18 protein-coding genes are annotated in these 18,816 nt (G+C 66.8%); 9 read left to right on the forward strand and 9 right to left on the reverse strand.

From position 1 onward, the window contains the following. Nucleotides 1–301 precede the first annotated feature (301 nt). Both E8F11_RS06120 and E8F11_RS06125 read right to left on the reverse strand, forming a co-directional pair. Nucleotides 302–583, reverse strand: coding sequence for a DUF2218 domain-containing protein (locus E8F11_RS06120; protein ID WP_280287942.1), 282 nt, complete (start codon nucleotides 581–583; stop codon nucleotides 302–304). Nucleotides 584–592: 9 nt separating this feature from the next. Then, a complete protein-coding gene (locus E8F11_RS06125) occupies nucleotides 593–1,234 on the reverse strand; it encodes an NAD(P)-dependent oxidoreductase (protein ID WP_280287943.1) in 642 nt (213 codons plus the stop codon). Nucleotides 1,235–1,334: 100 nt separating this feature from the next. Between E8F11_RS06125 and E8F11_RS06130 the strand changes: the two genes are divergently transcribed. From E8F11_RS06130 to E8F11_RS06145, 4 genes are all read left to right on the forward strand, one after another. Then, complete coding sequence (locus E8F11_RS06130) at nucleotides 1,335–2,228, forward strand: LysR family transcriptional regulator (RefSeq protein ID WP_280287944.1); 894 nt, start codon at nucleotides 1,335–1,337, stop codon at nucleotides 2,226–2,228. A gap of 72 nt (nucleotides 2,229–2,300) precedes the next feature. Then, on the forward strand, nucleotides 2,301–3,194 hold the full coding sequence (locus E8F11_RS06135) for a PA4780 family RIO1-like protein kinase (RefSeq protein WP_280287945.1): 894 nt from the start codon (nucleotides 2,301–2,303) through the stop codon (nucleotides 3,192–3,194). A gap of 65 nt (nucleotides 3,195–3,259) precedes the next feature. Beyond that, nucleotides 3,260–3,724: a bacterioferritin gene (gene bfr / locus E8F11_RS06140; protein WP_280287946.1), complete on the forward strand. Its 465-nt coding sequence runs from the start codon at nucleotides 3,260–3,262 to the stop codon at nucleotides 3,722–3,724. Nucleotides 3,725–4,016: 292 nt separating this feature from the next. Then, nucleotides 4,017–4,919 carry an EamA family transporter gene (locus E8F11_RS06145; protein WP_280287947.1) on the forward strand — a complete coding sequence of 301 codons (903 nt, stop codon included), beginning with the start codon at nucleotides 4,017–4,019 and terminating at the stop codon, nucleotides 4,917–4,919. Here E8F11_RS06145 and cueR read toward each other — a convergent pair. From cueR to E8F11_RS06160, 3 genes are all read right to left on the reverse strand, one after another. Then, nucleotides 4,885–5,286: a Cu(I)-responsive transcriptional regulator gene (cueR, locus tag E8F11_RS06150; RefSeq protein ID WP_280287948.1), complete on the reverse strand. Its 402-nt coding sequence runs from the start codon at nucleotides 5,284–5,286 to the stop codon at nucleotides 4,885–4,887. The two genes, E8F11_RS06145 and cueR, sit on opposite strands and share 35 nt — an antisense overlap. Nucleotides 5,287–5,392: 106 nt before the next feature. Then, nucleotides 5,393–7,777, reverse strand: a complete 2,385-nt coding sequence (locus E8F11_RS06155) for a heavy metal translocating P-type ATPase (protein WP_280287949.1) — start codon at nucleotides 7,775–7,777, stop codon at nucleotides 5,393–5,395. Nucleotides 7,778–7,838: 61 nt separating this feature from the next. After that, on the reverse strand, nucleotides 7,839–8,210 hold the full coding sequence (locus E8F11_RS06160) for a hypothetical protein (protein WP_280287950.1): 372 nt from the start codon (nucleotides 8,208–8,210) through the stop codon (nucleotides 7,839–7,841). A 110-nt stretch (nucleotides 8,211–8,320) separates the two neighbouring features. On the opposite strand from E8F11_RS06160, the gene E8F11_RS06165 reads away from it, so the two are divergent. Further along, nucleotides 8,321–8,518 carry a cation transporter gene (locus E8F11_RS06165; RefSeq protein WP_280287951.1) on the forward strand — a complete coding sequence of 66 codons (198 nt, stop codon included), beginning with the start codon at nucleotides 8,321–8,323 and terminating at the stop codon, nucleotides 8,516–8,518. A gap of 181 nt (nucleotides 8,519–8,699) precedes the next feature. Here the strand turns inward: E8F11_RS06165 and E8F11_RS06170 are convergent, their stop codons facing one another. Beyond that, nucleotides 8,700–9,320 (reverse strand): TetR family transcriptional regulator, encoded by a 621-nt coding sequence (locus E8F11_RS06170; RefSeq protein ID WP_280287952.1) that lies wholly within the window; start codon nucleotides 9,318–9,320, stop codon nucleotides 8,700–8,702. A 145-nt stretch (nucleotides 9,321–9,465) separates the two neighbouring features. On the opposite strand from E8F11_RS06170, the gene E8F11_RS06175 reads away from it, so the two are divergent. The 3 genes from E8F11_RS06175 to E8F11_RS06185 all read left to right on the forward strand — a co-directional run bounded on the left by E8F11_RS06175 (nucleotide 9,466) and on the right by E8F11_RS06185 (nucleotide 15,192). Next, a complete protein-coding gene (locus tag E8F11_RS06175; protein WP_280287953.1) occupies nucleotides 9,466–10,641 on the forward strand; it encodes an efflux RND transporter periplasmic adaptor subunit in 1,176 nt (391 codons plus the stop codon). Nucleotides 10,642–10,654: 13 nt separating this feature from the next. Continuing rightward, a complete protein-coding gene (locus E8F11_RS06180) occupies nucleotides 10,655–13,795 on the forward strand; it encodes an efflux RND transporter permease subunit (protein ID WP_280287954.1) in 3,141 nt (1,046 codons plus the stop codon). 206 nt (nucleotides 13,796–14,001) lie between these two features. After that, nucleotides 14,002–15,192 carry a Bcr/CflA family multidrug efflux MFS transporter gene (locus E8F11_RS06185; protein ID WP_280287955.1) on the forward strand — a complete coding sequence of 397 codons (1,191 nt, stop codon included), beginning with the start codon at nucleotides 14,002–14,004 and terminating at the stop codon, nucleotides 15,190–15,192. On the opposite strand, the gene E8F11_RS06190 is transcribed toward E8F11_RS06185, so the two are convergent. The 3 genes from E8F11_RS06190 to E8F11_RS06200 all read right to left on the reverse strand — a co-directional run bounded on the left by E8F11_RS06190 (nucleotide 15,189) and on the right by E8F11_RS06200 (nucleotide 17,793). Beyond that, nucleotides 15,189–15,368 (reverse strand): hypothetical protein, encoded by a 180-nt coding sequence (locus E8F11_RS06190; protein ID WP_280287956.1) that lies wholly within the window; start codon nucleotides 15,366–15,368, stop codon nucleotides 15,189–15,191. The genes E8F11_RS06185 and E8F11_RS06190 overlap by 4 nt on opposite strands. 109 nt (nucleotides 15,369–15,477) lie before the next feature. Beyond that, nucleotides 15,478–16,491 carry a PAS domain S-box protein gene (locus E8F11_RS06195; RefSeq protein ID WP_280287957.1) on the reverse strand — a complete coding sequence of 338 codons (1,014 nt, stop codon included), beginning with the start codon at nucleotides 16,489–16,491 and terminating at the stop codon, nucleotides 15,478–15,480. A 285-nt stretch (nucleotides 16,492–16,776) separates the two neighbouring features. Next, nucleotides 16,777–17,793: a zinc-binding alcohol dehydrogenase family protein gene (locus E8F11_RS06200; RefSeq protein ID WP_280287958.1), complete on the reverse strand. Its 1,017-nt coding sequence runs from the start codon at nucleotides 17,791–17,793 to the stop codon at nucleotides 16,777–16,779. Between the two features lie 100 nt (nucleotides 17,794–17,893). Between E8F11_RS06200 and E8F11_RS06205 the strand changes: the two genes are divergently transcribed. Continuing rightward, a complete protein-coding gene (locus E8F11_RS06205; protein ID WP_280287959.1) occupies nucleotides 17,894–18,808 on the forward strand; it encodes a LysR family transcriptional regulator in 915 nt (304 codons plus the stop codon). Nucleotides 18,809–18,816 lie beyond the last annotated feature (8 nt).

Below are 18,816 nucleotides of genomic sequence, written 5' to 3' on the forward strand. Positions count from 1 at the left end.
TCGCGGCATCCATGCCGCTCGTCCCCCTGCGCAACGCTTCCGCTCGGCCTGCTGACGGGGCAGCGTCGCTGCCCCACCTCTTCTGCACAGGTTCAGGCACTGACCAGGCGTCAGGATTACCGAGTCCTGTCAGGCGCGAGTCACCCCTCGCCCTCCGGGAGAGGGGCCGGGGGAGAGGGCTGTGTCAGGCCGGTGCTCAGGTCTGAAAGGTCCGTGCTAGACGCTTCTATTCGGTTCTGCAACAGCTAACGCAGACATAGCCAATGAATTCGCCCCTACAGAAGAGCAGGTGCCTCCACCGTCATTGCCACTCCAACTGCAGCTCTTCCTGCCAGGCGACGCGGACGAAATGGCTGCCGACTATTTCCTTCAGGCGTTCCAGCCCTTCGGGGGACTGGCTTTCCACGGCCAGGGTCAGGCCGTCGCCTTCGGCGCGAAGCAGGCCCAGGCCCAGGTCGAATTCGATGCGCCCCTGCTGCTCGTCGTAGCTGACGGGTACCCGGTGGGCGAAGTGCTTGCACAGGCGGTTGATGTAACGCGCCGGGGTGGCGGTGGTGACATGGGCGGAGGCGGTCAGGGTCATGGCGGGTCCTCAGTGGCCGACGGTGAAGCGTTGGCGGATGTGCTCGGGTTGTTCCAGTTCGTCGATGATGGCCACTGCGAGGTCGGCAACCGAAATGCTCGCCGGCTGTTCGCCATCCATCAGCAGCTGGTCGCCGCCGACGCGGAAGCGGCCGCTGCGCTCGCCGGGCTGCAGCAAGGCGGGCGGGGAGATGAAGGTCCAGTCCAGGGCGCTTTCCTCGCGTATCAGGTTGAGCGCCTGGCGCGCGCCCTCGGCGCCTTCCTTGTACTCGGCGGGGAAGTCCGGCGTGTCGATCAGCTGCAGGTTCGGTGCGACGTAGAGGCTACCTGCGCCGCCGACCACCAGCAGGCGCTTCACGCCAGCCTGCTTGACCCCGGCGAAAATGGCCTTGGTGCCTTCGATGAACAGTTCGCGGATCTTCGCCTCGCCCCAGCCGGGGTTGAAGGCGTGGACCACGGCGTGATGTCCTGCCACGGCCTGGGCGATGGCGGCGGCGTCATAGGCATCGGCCTTGCGTGCGGTGAGATTGGCGTGCTGGGGGAGTTTTTCCGGGTGGCGGACAATGGCGGTGACCTGGTGGCCACGCTGCAGGGCTTCGGTAAGCACAGCGGAGCCGACGAAGCCGGTGGCGCCGATCAGGGCGATTTTCATGGAGCATCTCCGAGGTGGGTTGCGGTGACGCATAATCGCTGCTGGATAATCGGTGGAAAAAGTGCCGTCAGGTGCTTTCACAATTAAGCGGGGCTTATGAATGGAACAGCTCAAGCGCATGGCGGTGTTCGCCACGGTGGTGGAGCGGGGCAGCATGGTGGCCGCCGCCGAAGTGCTGGGCATGACGGCTTCGGCGGTGAGCCAGCAGATCCGCAAGCTGGAGCAGGAAACCCAGGTCAGCCTGCTGCACCGCACCACGCGCAAGTTGACGCTGACCGAAGCCGGCGCGGTGTTCTACAAGAGTTGCGCCCAGGTGCTGGAGCTGGCGCAGCAGGCCGAGCAGCGCCTGGCAGAATTGCGCGACGCGCCGGTGGGCGAGCTGCGCATCGCCGCCCCCGTGGGCTTTTCCAACGGCATGCTGCCCGAGGCCCTGGTGCCGCTGCTGGAGGCTCATCCGGGGCTCAGCCTGCAACTGTTCTTCCACGACGAGCAGATTGACCTGGTGGAACAACGCATCGATCTCGCCATCCGCGTCGGCCGCCAGGAAGACTCCAGCCTGGTGGCCAGGCATCTGGCGGACTGGCCCGCGGTGCTCTGCTGCGCGCCGGCCTACCTGGCGCGCAGCGGGCCGATCCATCGTCCCGAGCAGTTGCTGGAGCTGGACTGGATCAGCCTCAACGGCGAGCGCCAGCAGCACCAGCTGACCTTCACCGGCCCCGGCGGCGAACAGCTGCGCCTGCGACTGGAAAGCCGGGTGGGCTGCAACAACATACTCGCCGTGCGCAGTTTCACCCTGGCGGGCTTGGGCCTGTCCCTGCAGCCGGAGCCGGAAATTCGCGAGGAACTGGCCAGCGGCCGGCTGCTGGCGCTGCTTCCGGAGTGGCAACTGGCGCCAGTCGGGCTCTACATCGTCACCCCCCGACGCGATGCCCAACCGGCCAAGGTGCGCTATGCGATCGAGGCATTGCGCCGCAGCCTGTCGCGTCGTGGATAGCCGTGGCGGGCGGCATGCCGTATAACGTCGGCCCAGTGTCCCCATTTTCCCGAGGCTGCCCGCTGCACCCGCATGAAGACCCCGAAACGCCTTGAGCCACTGCTGGAAGATGGCCTGATCGATGAAGTCCTGCGCCCGCTGATGAGCGGCAAGGAAGCCTCCGTCTACGTGGTGCGCTGCGGTAGCGAGCTGCGCTGCGCCAAGGTCTACAAGGAGGCCAACAAGCGTGGTTTCCGCCAGGCCGCCGAGTACCAGGAGGGCCGCAAGGTCCGCAACAGCCGTGACGCCCGGGCTATGGCCAAGGGCTCCAAGTACGGTCGCCGCGAGCGCGAAGATGCCTGGCAGAACGCCGAAGTGGCCGCGCTGTTCCACCTGGCCAATGCCGGAGTGCGGGTGCCAAAGCCTTATGACTTCCTCGACGGCGTGCTGCTGATGGAGCTGGTCAGCGACGGCGAGGGCGATGCCGCGCCGCGCCTGAACGACGTCGACCTGACGCCCGAGGACGCCCGCGAGTTCCACGCCTTCATGATCGGCGAGATAGTGAAGATGCTCTGCGCGGGCCTTGTTCACGGCGACCTTTCTGAATTCAACGTGCTCCTCGACCCCTACGGCCCGGTGATCATCGACCTGCCCCAGGCGGTGGATGCCGCTGGCAACAACCACGCTTTCCGCATGCTGGAACGTGATGTCGGCAACATGGCCGAGTATTTCGGACGCTTCGCCCCGGAGTTGAAGTTCACCCGGTACGCCAAGGAAATGTGGGCCCTGTTCGAGGATGGCAAGCTGACGCCCGAGAGCCAGCTCACCGGCCAGTTCGCCGAACCCGAGGACTCCGCCGACCTGGACGCCGTGATGCGCGAGATCAAGGCCGCCCTGGCCGACGAGGCGCGACGCCAGGCGGCACTGGCCGAACGCGATGCGCCGACCGAGCGGGCAGAGCCGACTCCTCCCTGGATGCTCGGCTGAGGCTGACTTGACCGGGGCGGGTCGGCGCACGATCCTTGTTCGCTGGATTTTCAGGAGATGTGCAGATGCAAGGCCAAGCCGAAGTAGTGGAATACCTCAAGGACCTGTTGCGCGGCGAACTGGCCGCCCGCGACCAGTACTTCCTGCATTCGCGGATGTACCAGGACTGGGGCTTCAACAAGCTCTTCGAGCGCATCAACCACGAGATGGAGGAGGAGACCCAGCACGCCGATGCCCTGCTGCAGCGCATCCTCTTCCTCGAAAGCACCCCGGACATGCGCCCCCGGGCCATCCATCCCGGACATACGGTGCCTGACATGCTGCGTGCCGACCTCAAGCTGGAATATGACGTGCGCGCCGCGCTGAGCAAGGGCATCACCCTGTGCGAGAAGCACAAGGACTACATGAGCCGCGACATCCTCGCCGCCCAGCTGAAGGACACCGAGGAAGACCACGCCTACTGGCTGGAGCAACAGCTTGGCCTGATCGACCGCATCGGCCTGGAGAACTACCTGCAGTCGCAGGCGTGACGGTTTCAGGTTGAACGGAAGGGCCGCGATTGCGGCCCTTTTCGCGAACGCACACAGGCAAGGGCGTGCATCCCGTAGGGTGGAAAGCGCTTTTATTTCCACCAGCGGAGCCGGGCCGAGCGCCGATGGTGGATAGAAGAACGCTATCCACCCTACACACTGCCCAGTGCGCCCCTACAGGGGTCGTTCGCCAGGCTACCCATACAGCGCCCCCACACTTTCCAATCCATCTGTATCCATACAATCCCGCGCCCGGCTGCTAGCGTGTGCCTGAGTTTCCGGAGCACACGCCATGTCCCTCCCGCACATTCTCCTGGCCCTGCTGGTCACCCTGATCTGGGGTGTCAATTTCGTGGTGATCAAGGTTGGCCTGGAGGATTTCCCACCGCTGCTGTTCTGCGCCCTGCGCTTCGCCCTGGCGGCGTTGCCGCTGTTGTTCCTGCGCGGCCCCATGCCGGCGCCCTTCTGGCGAATAGTGCAGATTGGCCTGCTGCTGGGGGTGATCAAGTTCGGCCTGCTCTTCGTTGGCATGCACCTGGGCATGCCGGCCGGGCTGTCGTCGCTGGTGCTGCAGAGCCAGGTGTTCTTCACCATACTGATCGCCGCGCTGTTCCTCGGTGAGCGGCCCAGCCGCCGGGGGCTGTTCGGCTTGCTGCTGGCGGCGTGCGGGCTGGTGCTGATCGGCCTCGGCCGGCCACTGGGCGACAGCCTGCTGGCCTTCATGCTGGTGATCGCGGCGGCACTGGCCTGGGCCTTCGCCAATATCGCCACCAAGCGCAGCGGCGCCAAGGACATGCTGCGGCTGATCTGCTGGGTGAGCCTGATTCCACCGCTGCCCCTGCTGGTGTTGTCCTATGTCTTCGAGGGACCGGAAGCCATTGGCGTGGCACTGGCCCATCCCAGTTGGGGCGGCATCGGCGCGCTGGTCTATATCGCCTTCCTCGCCACCACCGTGGGTTTCGGCCTGTGGAGTTTCCTGCTGCAGCGCTACCCGGCCAGCCTGGTGACGCCTTTCGCCCTGGCGGTGCCGGTGTCGGGCCTGCTCTCGGGCTGGCTGCTGCTGGGCGAACAGCTCAGCGCCACCGGTTGGATGGCCTGTGTGCTGGTATTCATCGGCCTGGCGATCACGGTGCTGCCCAAGGGGCTGCTCGGCCGCGCCTTCAGTGGCAGCCGCCGCCTGACTCCAGATCCCTGAGGATCGGGCAGTCGGGCCGTTGGTCACCCTGGCAGTGCTCCATCAGCTCTTGCAGGGTGTCGCGCAGGCCGGCCAGCTCGGCGATCTTGCGGTTCAGTTCGTCGATATGGTCACGGGCCAGGGCCTTCACATCGGCGCTGGCGCGCTGGCGGTCCTGCCAGAGCTGCAGCAGCTTGCCGACTTCTTCCAGCGAGAAGCCCAGGTCCCGCGAACGCTTGATGAAGGCCAGGGTGTGCAGGTCCTGGGCGCTGTACTGGCGATAGCCGCTGTCGCTGCGCCCGGCCGCCGGCAGCAGGCCGATGCCTTCGTAGTAGCGGATCATCTTTGCGGTTAGCCCGCTTTGCTTCGCGGCCTGGCCGATGTTCATACGCATTTCCTCTAATCGTTGGGCGCCTCTTCGGCGCGCTTGGCGAATGAATTCGCCCCTACAGCGAAGCTTCGCCAGCAAGCTGGCTCCTACAAGATGGATCGCGCTATTCGTCCGGCTTCCAGGTCTTCAGCAGCAGCGCGTTGCTCACCACGCTGACGCTGGACAGCGCCATGGCCGCGCCCGCCACCACCGGGCTGAGCAGGCCGGCGGCGGCCAGGGGGATGCCGATCAGGTTGTAGATGAAGGCCCAGAACAGGTTCTGGCGGATCTTCGCATAGGTGCGCCGGGAGATATCCAGCGCCGCCGGCACCAGCCGCGGGTCGCCGCGCATCAGGGTGATGCCCGCGGCATGCATGGCCACGTCGGTGCCGCCGCCCATGGCGATGCCGACGTCTGCGGCGGCCAGGGCCGGGGCGTCGTTGATACCGTCGCCGACCATGGCCACCACCGCGCCGTCCGCCTTGAGCGCCGCCACAGTGGCGGCCTTGTCCGCCGGCAGCACTTCGGCATGGACCGACTCGATGCCCAGGGCCTCGGCCACCACCCGCGCGCTGCCGCGGTTGTCGCCGGTGATCAGGTGGCTGTGGATATCCCGTTCGCGCAAGGTCTGCACGGCATCGGCAGCGCCCGGCTTCAAGGTGTCGCCGAAGGCGAAGAGACCGAGTACGCGCCGCTGCGGTTCCAGTTCCAGCAGCCAGGACAGGGTCCGGCCTTCGGCTTCCCAGGCGGCGGCATTCGTCCCCAGTTCGCCACTCGGCAGGCCTTGCTCGTCCAGCAGACGACGGTTGCCCAGGGCCAGCAGACGCTCACCCACCTGGCCCTGGATGCCGCGCCCGGCCAGGGCCTGGCTGGCATCCACGGCAGGGACTTGCAGATCGCGCTCGGCACAGGCGTCCAGCACGGCCTTGGCCAAGGGGTGTTCGCTGCCGCGCTGCAAGGCGCCGGCCAGTTGCAGCAGCTCGGCATCGCTGCCCGTGGCGGCGGCCAGATGGGCGATGCGCGGGCTACCGGAGGTCAGGGTACCGGTCTTGTCGAAGGCCACGGCCTGCACGGCATGGGCCACTTCCAGGGCTTCGGCGTCCTTGATCAGGATGCCGTGGCGCGCGGCGACGCCGGTGCCGGCCATGATGGCGGTGGGGGTGGCCAGGCCGAGGGCGCAAGGGCAGGCGATCACCAGCACGGCAACGGCATTGATCAGCGCCGTCTCGATGCCGGCGCCGGCCAGCAGCCAGACAACCAGGGTGGCGAGGGCAATCAGCAGCACCGCGGGGACGAACACTTGGCTGACCCGGTCGACCAGCTTCTGGATCGGCGCCTTGGCCGCCTGGGCGTCTTCCACCAGGCGGATGATCCGCGCCAGCACGGTTTCACCACCGAGGGCGGTAGTGCGTACCAGCAGGCGGCCTTCGCCATTGATGGCGCCAGCGGTGACGCGGTCGCCGGGCTGCTTGGGCACCGGCAGGCTTTCACCGCTGATCAGGGCTTCGTCGGCATGGCTCTGGCCTTCGCTCACCTCGCCGTCGGCGGGGAAGCGCTCGCCGGGCATGACCACCAGCAGGTCCCCCAGTTGCAGGGCAGCGATGGCGACTTCTTCCTCGCGGCCATCGCGCAGGCGGGTGGCGCGTTCCGGGCGCAGGGCTTCCAGGGCGCGGATGGCGGCACTGGTCTGGCGCTTGGCGCGGCTTTCCAGGTACTTGCCCAGCAGCACCAGGGCGATCACCACGGCCGAGGCTTCGAAGTAGAGGTGCGGCATCTGGCCGGGTTGCGCCGCCCACCACTGGTAGAGGCTGAGGCCGTAGCCGGCGCTGGTGCCGATGGCCACCAGCAGGTCCATGTTGCCGGCGCCGGCCTTCACCGCCTTCCAGGCGGCGCGGTAGAAGCGCGCGCCGAGGATGAACTGCACAGGAGTGGCCAGGGCGAACTGCGCCCAGGCCGGCAGCATCCAGTGCAGGCCGAACCATTCCAGCAGCATCGGCACCACCAGGGGCAGGGCCAGGACGAGGGCCAGCAACACCGCCCAGCGCTCACGCTGCAGGCGGGCGGCGGCGTCATCGACTGGCGGCCGGTCTTCGTCGATCAGGCTGGCCGAGTAGCCGGCGGCTTCCACGGCCTGGATCAGGCTGGCGCTGTCGGGCTGGCCGAAGAGATTCAGGTGGGCGCGCTCGCTGGCCAGGTTCACCGTCACCTCGGCGACTCCCGGCACCTTACGCAGGGCGCGCTCGACGCGGCCGGCGCAGCTGGCGCAGGTCATGCCGCCGATGGCCAGTTCCAGGCGCTGGGCCGGTACCTGGTAGCCGGCCGCTTCGACGGCCGCCACCAGGGCCGGCAGGCTGTCGCCGGGCGCCTGGACGCGGGCCTGTTCGGTGGCCAGGTTGACGCTGGCGGCCTGTACCCCCGGCACCTTGGCCAGGGCACGCTCGACGCGGCCGGCGCAGCTGGCGCAGGTCATCCCGGTGATGGGCAGGTCGAAAGCGGTTGGGTTGGTCATGGCTGATCCTCCTTGGTCTGCGCCTAGGATCAACCTTGACACGAGGGTAAGGTCAAGTGCCTCACTGCGCGGCGGTGGTCGGTACCAGGTAGAGGCCTTCGGTGCTTTGCGCCAGCCGGTACTTGCGCACCTCGCCGGCCATCAGGGTGATGGACTGCTGGCGGAACTGCTCGATGCCCGGCTTGCAGCGGCCGGGGCCGAGCAGGCTGAGGCGGATCGACAGCGGCCCTGGCGGCAGGTTGAAGGACACCACCTGGCCCTGCACCAGGCGCGCGGCCAACTGGTCTTCCAGGTACAGGCCGACGTCGCAGGCGGTCGCGAGTTCGAGGCGCTCGCGGGAGATGATCAGCACGCTGTAGTCGATGGAGGGCTGGGCCGCGGCCAGCAGCGGTATGGCGAGCAGGGCGAGGAGGGTAGGGCGCAGGCCATGCATGGCGGATATCTCCCGCAGGGTGGGCAGATTCCAGTGTAGGAGGCCCCATTGACCTTGCCATGGTGGCAAGGATGACACTTGCCCCAGGTTCCATTCAAAGGAGATCGACCATGCAGGTATTCAAGGTTCAAGGCATGTCCTGCGGACATTGCATCCGTGCCATCACCCAGGCCGTCCAGGCCCGCGACCAGGCCGCCGACGTGCAGGTGGACCTGGCGGCAGGCGAAGTGCGGGTGGCCAGCCGGCTGGCGCAAGAGCAGGTGCTGGAGGCGATCCGGGAGGAGGGATATCAGGCCGAGGCGGCCTGAGGCCGACAGCGGTTGAGAACCTTTTGTAGGGTGGATCACGCTTCATCGATCCACCATCGGAGTTCGACAGGGTCTCGATTGGTGGACAGATAAAGCGCTGTCCACCCTACGAACGATGTCCCCCGATTGTGGGAGCGATTTCAATCGCGAATGAATTCGCTCCCACAAGTTGGGCCCGCAGTCAGTCCCAATCCTTCACCAGCCCGCGGAACAGCGCATCCACCATGGGCTCGGCATCCGTCAGCGGATCGAACAGGGTCGGGTCGCGGGTCCAGTCACTGAACAGCCCGATCACCAGGCCATGCACCGCCCGGGACGCCTGCAGGGGCGTGATGCCCGGGCGCAGGCGTGCGCTGCAGGCGGGGCGGTCGAACAACTGTTCGCAGAGCTGGATGAACTGATCGACGAAGGCGTAGTGGCGCTCTTCGGCCTCACGCAGCTCCTCGGTGAACTCGCAGCGGTGCAGCAGGATGTTGAAGATGCGCTTGCGCTGCTCATCCCGCGCCAGGTTGATGATGGCCTCCAGGCAGAGGTCGCGCAGCGCCAGCATCGGGTTCTGGCTGCCGCAGCCGCCCAGGCGGTCGATCATCTGCTCCTGGGGCAGGCGCACCTGGGACAGCATCTCGTGGAACAGGTGGGCCTTGTTCTCGAAATGCCAGTAGACCGCGCCACGGGTCACTCCGGCGGCGCGGGCGATCTGTTCGAGGGAGGTGTGGGCCACGCCATTCTCGAGGAACAGGTGCTCGGCGGCGGCAAGTATCGCGCCACGGGTTTTCTCGGCTTCTTCTTTCGTTCTGCGCATAGCAGTTGGGCTAATACTGTCTAGGCTTCTTGTTTGGGGAACGGAGTGTACCGATTTTGCTCGGGGAACAACCGTTTACAGACAAATATGAATGTATGAAGCAGTCTGCTTCACTTGCCCCTTCGGCACCGTATGGAGACACCCTATGCCGTTTGCTTGCCGCTTTCCCTTCAGCCTTGCACTTTTCGCCGCATGCGCCAGTTTCGTGGGCGTCGCCGGCGCCGCCGATGCGCCGAGCGGCGCGCCGCCGGCTCCGGAGGTGATGGTGGAGACCGCCAAGTCCGCCCCGTTGCCACTGGTCCTGGAGTACGCCGGGCGCACCGCGGGCTTTCGCGAGGTGGAAGTGCGGGCCCAGGTGAGCGGCATCCTCCAGCAGCGCACCTACCTGGAAGGCAGCAAGGTCAAGCAGGGGCAGGTGCTGTTCCGCATCGACCCGCGCACCTACGAAGCGGCCCTGGCACGGGCCAAGGGCTCGCTGGCCCAGGAGCAGGCGCGTTACCGGCAGACCGAGCGTGACCTCAAGCGTACCCGCGAGCTGCAGAAGAAGGGCTTTGCCAGCGAAAGCGAGCTGGATAACGCGATTTCCAACTTCGAACAGAGCAAGGCCAACGTCGAGGCCGCCCAGGCCGAGGTGAAGGCGCGGCAGATCGACCTCGACTACACCACGGTGGAGGCTCCCATCTCGGGCATGACCAGCAAGGAAACCCGCTCCGAGGGAAGCCTGGTGGTGGCCGGGGACCCCAATGGCAGCCTGCTCACCCAACTCACCCAGCTCGACCCCATCTATGTGAACTTCGCCTACCCGGACACCGAGGCGGAGCGTCTGCGCGACGGCGTGAAGAACGGCAGGATCGAACTGCCGCCGGACGGCCTGCTCAGCGCCGACCTGAAGTTCGGCGATGGCTCCACCTACCCGCTCTCCGGCCGCGTGGACTTCACCGACAGCTTCGTCAACACCGGCACCGGCACCGTCAGCGCACGGGCCGTGGTGCCCAACCCGGAGCAGAAACTGCTCCCCGGCATGTTCGTGCGAGTGCTGGTGAAGGGCTTCACCCGGCCCCAGGCCATCACCCTGCCGGAGCGCGCCCTGGCCCAGGGGCCGCGCGGCACCTTCGTCTACGTGGTGGACAAGGACGGCATGGCGCGGGTGCGCCAGGTCAAGACCGGCGATACCCGCGACGGCCGCTGGGTGATCGAATCCGGCGTCAGCGCCGGTGACCGGGTGATAGTCGAAGGCCTGCCCAAGGTGCGTCCCGATTCTCCGGTGAAAGCGGTGGAGGCCAGCAAGGCTCCCGCCGATAAAACCGCCAAACAGTCCTGAAGGAGCGCTTGCCGTGATCTCGCGCTTCTTTATCGACAGACCCGTCTTCGCCGCGGTCATCTCCATCATCATCGTGCTCGCCGGCCTTGCCGCCATGCGCGCGCTGCCGATCGCCCAGTACCCGGAAATCCTCCCGCCGCAGGTATCGGTCACCGCCGTCTACCCGGGCGCCAGCTCGCAGGTGATCGCGGAAACCGTCGCCGCGCCCCTGGAGCAGGAAATCAACGGCGTCGAGGGCATGATCTACCAGCTGTCCAACTCCGACAGCAGCGGCGCCATGAGCCTGACCGTGTACTTCGAGGTGGGCAGGGACCCGGACCAGGCCACCATCGACGTCAACAACAAGGTCCAGGCCGCCCTGGCCAAGCTGCCGGAAGAGGTGCGCCGGCAGGGCGTGAAGGTGGAGAAGAAATCCTCCGACATCCTCCAGGTGGTCACCCTCTATTCGCCGGACAACTCCCGCGACCCGATCTTCATCAGCAACTATGCGCTGATCAACGTGATCGACGAGCTCAAGCGGATCCCCGGCGTGGGTGATGCCAGCCAGTTCGGCTCCAAGGACTACTCCATGCGCATCTGGCTGCGCCCGGACAAGCTGGCGCAGTACGATCTCACGCCCACCGATGTGGTCAACGCCATTCGCGAGCAGAACTCCCAGTTCGCTGCCGGCAGTTTCGGCCAGCAGCCGCTGAACCAGCCCCAGGATTTCACCTACACGGTGACCACCCAGGGCCGCTTCACCGATCCCAAGGAATTCGAGGGCGTCATCCTGCGTTCCGATGCCACCGGCGCGAGCCTGCTGCTGAAAGACGTGGCGCGGGTCGAACTGGGGGCGCAGGACTACTCCCTGATGACCTCCCTCAACGGCCAGCAGAACGCCGCCTTCGGCATCTACCTGCAGCCGGGGGCCAACGCCCTGGATACCGCCGAGGCGGTGAAGTCGACCATGGAGAGGTTGGCCAAGCGCTTCCCGGAAGGCATCACCTACAAGATCCCCTACGACACCACCAAATTCGTCGAAGTCTCCATCGAGGAGGTTATCCACACCTTCTTCGAGGCCCTGGTGCTGGTGGTGTTGGTGGTCTTCATCTTCCTGCAGAACTGGCGCGCCACCCTGATTCCGGTGCTGGCGATCCCGGTGTCGCTGATCGGCACCTTCGCCGGCATGTACATGCTCGGCTTCTCCATCAACCTGCTGACGTTGTTCGGCATGGTGCTGGCCATCGGCATCGTGGTCGACGACGCCATCGTGGTGATCGAAAACGTCGAGCGGGTGATGGCGACCAAGAAGATCGGCCCACGCGAGGCGGCGATCGAGGCCATGGAAGAGGTCACCGGCCCCATCATCGCCATCGTCCTGGTGCTCTGCGCGGTGTTCATCCCGGTGGGCTTCCTCGGAGGCCTGGCGGGGCAGATGTACCAGCAGTTCGCGATCACCATCGCAGTGTCCGTGGTGATTTCCGGCATCGTCGCGCTGACCCTGTCGCCGGCACTTTGCGCCCTGATGCTCAAGCCGACCCACGGCACGCCGGCGGCCCCGTTCCGCTGGTTCAACACCTTCTTCGATCGTATGACCTCGGGCTACGGCGCCGGGGTGCAGTTCTTCCTCAAGCGCGCGCTGATCGGCCTCGTGCTGTTCGGCGGGATGATCGCCCTGATGGTCATCCTCTTCGGCCGCGTGCCCGGTGCCCTGGTGCCGGACGAGGACCAGGGCTATGTGCTCAACGCCTACTTCCTGCCGCCAGCCGCCTCGCTGACCCGCACCGAGGAAGTCACCGGCGCGGTCAGCGATCAGCTGTTGAAGCACCCGGCAGTGCAGGACGTCGTGACCTTCGCCGGTTTCGACATCCTCACCTTCGGCACCCGCAGCAACGCCGGCGTGTCCTTCGTGCCACTGAAGGACTGGAGCGAACGCACCACGCCCGAACTGGACGCACGCAACCTGACCCACAACTTCATGGCCATGGGCGCCGGGCAGAAGGACGCCATTGTGCTGTCCTTCAACCCGCCGCCTATCACCGGCATGAGTACCACCGGCGGCTTCGAGTCCTATATCCAGGACCGCAGCGGCGGCACCGTGCAACAGTTGGAAGAGGTGGTGCAGAAGTTCGTTGCCGCGGCCTCCAAGCGACCCGAGCTGGCGGGGGTCAACACCACCTTCAACGCCAACGTGCCGCAGTACTACATCGACCTCGACCGCACCAAGGCACGCGCCCTGGGTGTGGCGATCAACGATGTCTTCACGGCTATGCAGTCCACCTTCGGCAGCTACTACGTCAACGACTTCACCCTCTATGGGCGCACCTGGCAGGTGAGCCTGCAGTCGGAGCCGGAGTTCCGCCGCAAGCCGGATGACCTCAGCCAGGTCTACGTGCGTTCAGCCAGCGCCGACCTGGTGCCGCTGTCGTCCCTGGTGCGGGTGGAACGCATCCTCGGACCGGACTCCTATGCCCGCTTCAACGTCTATCCGGCGGCCAAGATCCTCGGCGGCCCGGCGCCGGGCTACAGCTCCGGCCAGGCGCTGGAGGCCATGCAGGAAGTGGCGGACCAGGTGCTGGGCGAGGACTACAGCCTCGGCTGGATCGGTTCGGCCTACCAGGAGCTGGCCTCCCACGGTTCGGGCAGCATCGCCTTCGTCTTCGGCCTGATCATGGTGTTCCTCATCCTCGCCGCCCAGTACGAGCGCTGGACCCTGCCGCTGGCGGTGGTCACCGCGGTGCCCTTCGCGGTGTTCGGCGCCATCCTCGCCGTGTGGCTGCGCGGGATCCAGAACGACGTGTACTTCCAGGTCGGCCTGGTGACCCTGATCGGCCTGGGGGCGAAGAACGCCATCCTGATCGTCGAGTTCGCCGTGCTCTGCCGCGAACAGGGCATGGGTCCGGTGGAGGCGGCGCTGGAAGCGGCCAAGCTGCGCTTCCGCCCGATCGTCATGACCTCGCTGGCCTTCATCCTCGGTTGCGTGCCTCTGGCCATCAGCTCCGGCGCGGGCTCGGCGAGCCGCCACTCGATCGGCACCGGGGTGATCGGCGGGATGCTCGCCGCGACCGTACTGGCGACCTTCCTCATCCCCATGTTCTTCATGTTGGTGGAGAAGTCCTCGGACTGGCTGGAACGCAGGAAGGCGCCCAAGACCGAGCAGGCCCATGAGGGGTAGGGGGGCCTGTGGGGGCCTCTCATTGTGGGGGCGAATTCATTCGCTGATGGGCGCGCAGCGCCCACCTTCGGGCTCCAGTGCCGGACCTGCCGGTCCGGTCAGCGAATGAATTCGCCCCCACAGAAGAGCAGTTCCTCCACGATCCCAACCACTACCCCTGCTAGTATCTGGCGCCGTATCCGCAAGGGATGGCGCCAGCCTCGACCATGACGTTCCGTATCCTCCTGCTCCTCGGCGCGCTCAGCGCCTTCGGCCCCATGGCCGTCGACTTCTACCTGCCCAGCTTCCCGGCCATCGCCATTTCGTTCGGCACCGATGTGGAACACGTGCAGCTCACCCTGGCGTCTTACTTCGTCGGCCTGGCTTTCGGGCAACTGGTCTACGGCCCGCTGGCGGATCGCTTCGGTCGCCGCCCGCCGTTGCTGCTCGGGGTGACCATCTTCACCCTGGCCTCGGTGGCCTGCACACTGGCGCCCAGCCTGGAATGGCTGATCGGCGCGCGCTTCGTCCAGGCCCTGGGCGGCTGTGCCGGGATGGTGGTGTCACGGGCCGTGGTGCGCGACCTGTGCGACCCCATCGCCTCGGCCAAGGCCTTCTCGCAACTGATGCTGGTGATGGGACTGGCGCCAATCCTGGCGCCTCTCGGCGGGGGCTTGCTGCTGGAGCTGTTCGGTTGGCAATCGATCTTCTGGGGCCTGACGCTGTTCAGCGCCCTGGTGTTGCTGGGCGTCGCCGCCTGGCTGCCGGAAACCCTTTCCGACGTGACCCCGCGCGCGCCCCTGCGTGGCGCCATGGGGCAGTACCGGCGGCTGTTCGGCGACTGGCAGTTCCTCGCCTACGGCATGACCGGCGGCCTGGCCATCGCCGGGATGTTCGCCTACATCGCCGGCTCGCCCTTCGTCTTCATCCAGCTCTACGGCGTGCCGCCGGAGCATTACGGCTGGCTATTCGGCAGCAATGCGGCGGGCTTCATCCTGGTGGCGCAGGTCAATGCCTGGCTGTTGCGCCATCGCGGGCCGGCCTTCTGGATGCGGCGAGTGATCTGGGTCTACCTGATTTGCGCGTTGGCGCTGCTGGTGGTCTCCAGCTTGCGCACCGAGGCGCTATGGCCGCTGTTGCTGCCGCTGTTCGGCTGCATCGCCAGCCTGGGCTGCATCCTGCCCAACGCCTCGGCCTGCGCCATGGCCGGACAGGGCCACAACGCCGGGAGTGCCTCGGCACTGATGGGTAGCCTGCAATTTACTGTGGCGGCGGGAGCCGCCGCGCTGGTGGGGGCGCTGCACGATGGCAGCGCCATGCCCCTGGCCCTGGTCATCAGCCTGTGCGGCTGCGCGGCTGTTGCCTGTGCGCTGCTGACCTGGCGCCTGGACCGCCATGGCCAGGCACCCCTGGGCTAACTCGCGATTCGTCGTGACCACTCGGACAATGCATGGGGCGCCTTCAGGCGCTCCTCGAGAACGCTGACGAATCGGCGTGCTTCGGCTTCGCTACGGAAGCTCACCGCGTGCTGGTCCAGGCAGACTTGCCAGCTGGCACCCTGTGGGGTGCTGGTCGGGCGAACGAGAATTTTCACCTCTGTCATCTCCCTATCGTTTGGGGCGGGAGCTTGAGTGTAGACCTGCCCAAATGACAGGAAATGACCTCGATCAATGAGCCGACTGATGGTCGGCAACGGTCCGGTTTCAGGCCTGGCCACCGTCCGAGGATTGACCTTCCGGCGTGGGCCGGCCGAGGCGTTCGAGCAATTGCTGGTAGCGATTTTCGCTTTGTCGAAGGGCATCCCGGGCGGACTTCAGGGCGCTGAAGTCGATGTCCACGCAGTAGAGCTCCAACTGGTTGTGCAGGTTGCGCAGGATCAGGTGGCTGGAGAACACCGTGACCGGACTGCCATCGCGACGCTGCAGGGTCAGCTCGCTGGCGGGAATGGCCGGCCCGCCGATCATCCAGTTGCTGATGTCGGCGACCACCTGCTCGCGCATGGCCGGCGGGATGATCAGCTCCTCCAGGTGCCGACCCATGGCCTGGTCGACGCTGTAGCCGTAGAGCTGCTCGCTGGCGTGGTTCCAGTAGATCACCCGGCGCTGACGGTCGTAGCCTTGCACGGCGATGCGCGGCGTTTGCTCGAACAGCTGGCGGAAGCGCTGCTCGCTCTCGCGTAACGCCTCTTCGTCGCGCTTCTGTCCACTGATGTTCTGCACCGTGCCGAAGGCGCGGCCGTCCGGCTGGATCTCGCCGCGCAGCGCCAGCCAGACCGGTTGCTGGTCGTTGGGCCGATTCAGCCTCGCGTTCACGGCCAGTGCGCCGCCTTGCGCGAGCAGCGCCTCCAGGCCGCGCTGAACGCCCATGCGGTCGGCCGGATAGAGACGATTCAGCAGACCTTCCAGGCTGTCCTGCGTGCCGCATTCGAGGATGCGCTGCGCGCCCGGGCTCCAGGCGAAACCCCGGTCATACTCCCAGTTGCCCAGGGTGGCGTCGCGCTGGGCCTGGTCCAGTTGCAGGCTGGTGCGCCGCAACCCCTGGCGCAGGTGCTCACGGCCCAGGCGGTGACGGCGTTCGAGAAAGAAGATCAGCAGGCCGCTGAACAGGACCAGGCCGAATACACTCAGGGAGCCCGAACCCCAGGCGAGGAGCCAGGCGCCAGCGCAGAACAGATAAAGGCCCGCCCTTATGGCGGGCCGGGCGAGGGTGGGATGCATCCTGGACCCCGGCGAATCGGAAGCGGAGCGATGCGGCGCGGCCGGCCGCTGGCGAAACCAGAAGAAGTCTAGTCCCTTCGTACTTCCGTACCGAACCGTTCGCCCGAGCATCCGCTCGCTGGTCAGGGGAGGGCGGTACCTATCGCAAACCAATGCCCGCACAAGCCGTAGGATGGGTGGAGCGAAGCGATACCCATGGGGTGCTGATCGATGGGTATCGCAGGGGCTCGCGGAACGCCGCCCGACCCATTCCACGAGGCTTGGGCGGAGCCGGTTGGCCCGGCGTCAGGCAAACCCCTCCAGCACTATCTTGCCCTTGGCCTTGCCACTCTCCAGCAGGGCATGGGCGCGGCGCAGGTTGGCGGCATTGATGCTGCCGAAGTGCTCGCCCACCGTGGTCTTCAGCACGCCGGCGTCGATCAGCTGGCTGACCCGCTCCAGCAGGCGATGCTGTTCGAGGATATCCGCGGTCTGGAACATCGAGCGGGTATACATGAACTCCCAGTGCAGCGACAGGCTCTTGCGCTTGAGCTTGGTCACGTCCAGCGACGCCGGGTCGTCGATCAGGCCGAGGCGGCCCTGGGGCGCCAGGGCCTCCACCAGCTCGTCGAGGTGCTGGTCGGTCTGGGTCAGGCTGGCGACGTGGGTCACGCTGGGCAGTCCGGCGCGGCGCAGCTCCTCGGCCAGGGGCTTGCTGTGGTCCAGCACATGGTGGGCGCCCAGTTCGCGCACCCAGGCCTGGGTTTCCGGGCGCGAGGCGGTGCCGATCACGGGCAGGCCGGTGAGCTGGCGAGCCAGTTGCACCAGGATCGAACCCACGCCGCCGGCGGCGCCCACCACCAGCAGGCTCTGGTCCTGGCCGTCCTCACCTTCGACTATCTGCAGGCGGTCGAAGAGCAGTTCCCAGGCGGTGATGGAGGTCAACGGCAGGGCGGCCGCCGCGGCGAAGTCCAGGCTCTTCGGCATGTGCCCGACTATGCGCTCGTCCACCCGGTGGCGCTCGGCGTTGCCGCCCTGGCGGGTCAGGTCGCCGGCGTAGAACACCCGGTCGCCGGGCTGGAACAGGCTTACCTCGCTACCCACCGCCTTGACCACCCCAGCCACGTCCCAGCCCAGCACCTTTGGCTGGCCGGCCTCTGGCGCGGCGTTACGGCGCACCTTGGTGTCCACCGGGTTGACCGAGATGGCGCGGACTTCCACCAGCAGGTCGCGCGGGCCCGGCTGCGGTTCCGGCAGGACGATGTCCTGCAGCGCTTCGGGATGGTCGATGGGCAGGTTCTGGAAATAGGCGACGGCTTTCATCTGGATTCTCCGCTTGGGGCTGATGGGGGCGCATGGTCGGTTATTTCGCAGGCGAGAAAAATCAGCTAGAAAATGACAGTCTTTCAAAGGATTTTTGAAAATGCTGCGCCTCGACGACCTCGCCCTGTTCGTCAGTACCGCCGACCACGGTAGCCTCTCGGCGGCCGCGCGCAAGCTGGACGTTTCGCCGGCCGTGGCCAGCGCCGCACTCAAACGCCTGGAGCGGCAACTGGACGTGCGCCTCTTCGCGCGTTCCACCCGCAGCCTGCGCCTGACCCCCGAGGGCGAGCAGTTCCTCGCCCATGCGCGCAATGCCCTCGAGAGCCTTGCGGAGGGCCAGCGCCAGCTGGCCGGTGGCCGCGACGACATAGCCGGCGTATTGCAGCTGTCGGCACCCTCGGACTTCGGCCGCAACGTGCTGCTGCCCTGGCTCGACGAGTTCCAGCGCGAACACCCGAGGCTCAGCCTGCGCCTGCAGCTGAGCGACCGTGTCGCCGACCTGTTCCGCCAGTCCGTGGACATCGCCATCCGCTACGGCGAGCCCGAGGACTCCAGCCTGGTGGCGCTGCCCCTGGCCGCCGCCAACCGCCGGGTACTCTGCGCCTCGTCCGGCTATTTCGCCCGCCATGGACGGCCAAGCCAGCCGGAGGACCTGGCCGCGCACAACTGCCTGCTCTACCAGCTCGGCGGGCGCGTCCACGACCGCTGGAGCTTCAGCCAGGGTCGCCGCGAGCAGGTGGTGACAGTCGCCGGCAACCGCGCCTGCGACGATGCGGATGTGGTCCGCCGCTGGGCCCTGGCCGGGCAGGGGCTGACCTACAAATCCTGGCTGGACGTGGCCGGCGACATCCAGGCCGGACGCCTGGAATTGGCCCTGCCACAGTACCGCGGCGAGGCCACCCCGCTGAACCTGATCTGCGCTCACCGGGCCCAGCTGAGCAAGCCGGTGCGCCTGCTCCGCGAGTTCGTCCAGGCGCGCTGCGCCATGCTGCTCCTTGGCGCGCCATGGGCCTGAGTGTCGGT

The sequence above is a fragment of the Pseudomonas sp. BN417 genome, from assembly GCF_029871205.1.
Lineage (GTDB): Bacteria > Pseudomonadota > Gammaproteobacteria > Pseudomonadales > Pseudomonadaceae > Metapseudomonas.

Bases quoted from the DNA above. Each gene is read 5' to 3' on its own strand.
- E8F11_RS06120 (WP_280287942.1), bottom strand. From the start codon at position 583: ATGACCCTGACCGCCTCCGCCCATGTCACCACCGCCACCCCGGCGCGT.
- E8F11_RS06125 (WP_280287943.1), bottom strand. From the start codon at position 1,234: ATGAAAATCGCCCTGATCGGCGCCACCGGCTTCGTCGGCTCCGCTGTG.
- E8F11_RS06130 (WP_280287944.1), top strand. From the start codon at position 1,335: ATGGAACAGCTCAAGCGCATGGCGGTGTTCGCCACGGTGGTGGAGCGG.
- E8F11_RS06135 (WP_280287945.1), top strand. From the start codon at position 2,301: ATGAAGACCCCGAAACGCCTTGAGCCACTGCTGGAAGATGGCCTGATC.
- bfr (WP_280287946.1), top strand. From the start codon at position 3,260: ATGCAAGGCCAAGCCGAAGTAGTGGAATACCTCAAGGACCTGTTGCGC.
- E8F11_RS06145 (WP_280287947.1), top strand. From the start codon at position 4,017: ATGTCCCTCCCGCACATTCTCCTGGCCCTGCTGGTCACCCTGATCTGG.
- cueR (WP_280287948.1), bottom strand. From the start codon at position 5,286: ATGAACATCGGCCAGGCCGCGAAGCAAAGCGGGCTAACCGCAAAGATG.
- E8F11_RS06155 (WP_280287949.1), bottom strand. From the start codon at position 7,777: ATGACCAACCCAACCGCTTTCGACCTGCCCATCACCGGGATGACCTGC.
- E8F11_RS06160 (WP_280287950.1), bottom strand. From the start codon at position 8,210: ATGCATGGCCTGCGCCCTACCCTCCTCGCCCTGCTCGCCATACCGCTG.
- E8F11_RS06165 (WP_280287951.1), top strand. From the start codon at position 8,321: ATGCAGGTATTCAAGGTTCAAGGCATGTCCTGCGGACATTGCATCCGT.
- E8F11_RS06170 (WP_280287952.1), bottom strand. From the start codon at position 9,320: ATGCGCAGAACGAAAGAAGAAGCCGAGAAAACCCGTGGCGCGATACTT.
- E8F11_RS06175 (WP_280287953.1), top strand. From the start codon at position 9,466: ATGCCGTTTGCTTGCCGCTTTCCCTTCAGCCTTGCACTTTTCGCCGCA.
- E8F11_RS06185 (WP_280287955.1), top strand. From the start codon at position 14,002: ATGACGTTCCGTATCCTCCTGCTCCTCGGCGCGCTCAGCGCCTTCGGC.
- E8F11_RS06195 (WP_280287957.1), bottom strand. From the start codon at position 16,491: ATGCATCCCACCCTCGCCCGGCCCGCCATAAGGGCGGGCCTTTATCTG.
- E8F11_RS06200 (WP_280287958.1), bottom strand. From the start codon at position 17,793: ATGAAAGCCGTCGCCTATTTCCAGAACCTGCCCATCGACCATCCCGAA.
- E8F11_RS06205 (WP_280287959.1), top strand. From the start codon at position 17,894: ATGCTGCGCCTCGACGACCTCGCCCTGTTCGTCAGTACCGCCGACCAC.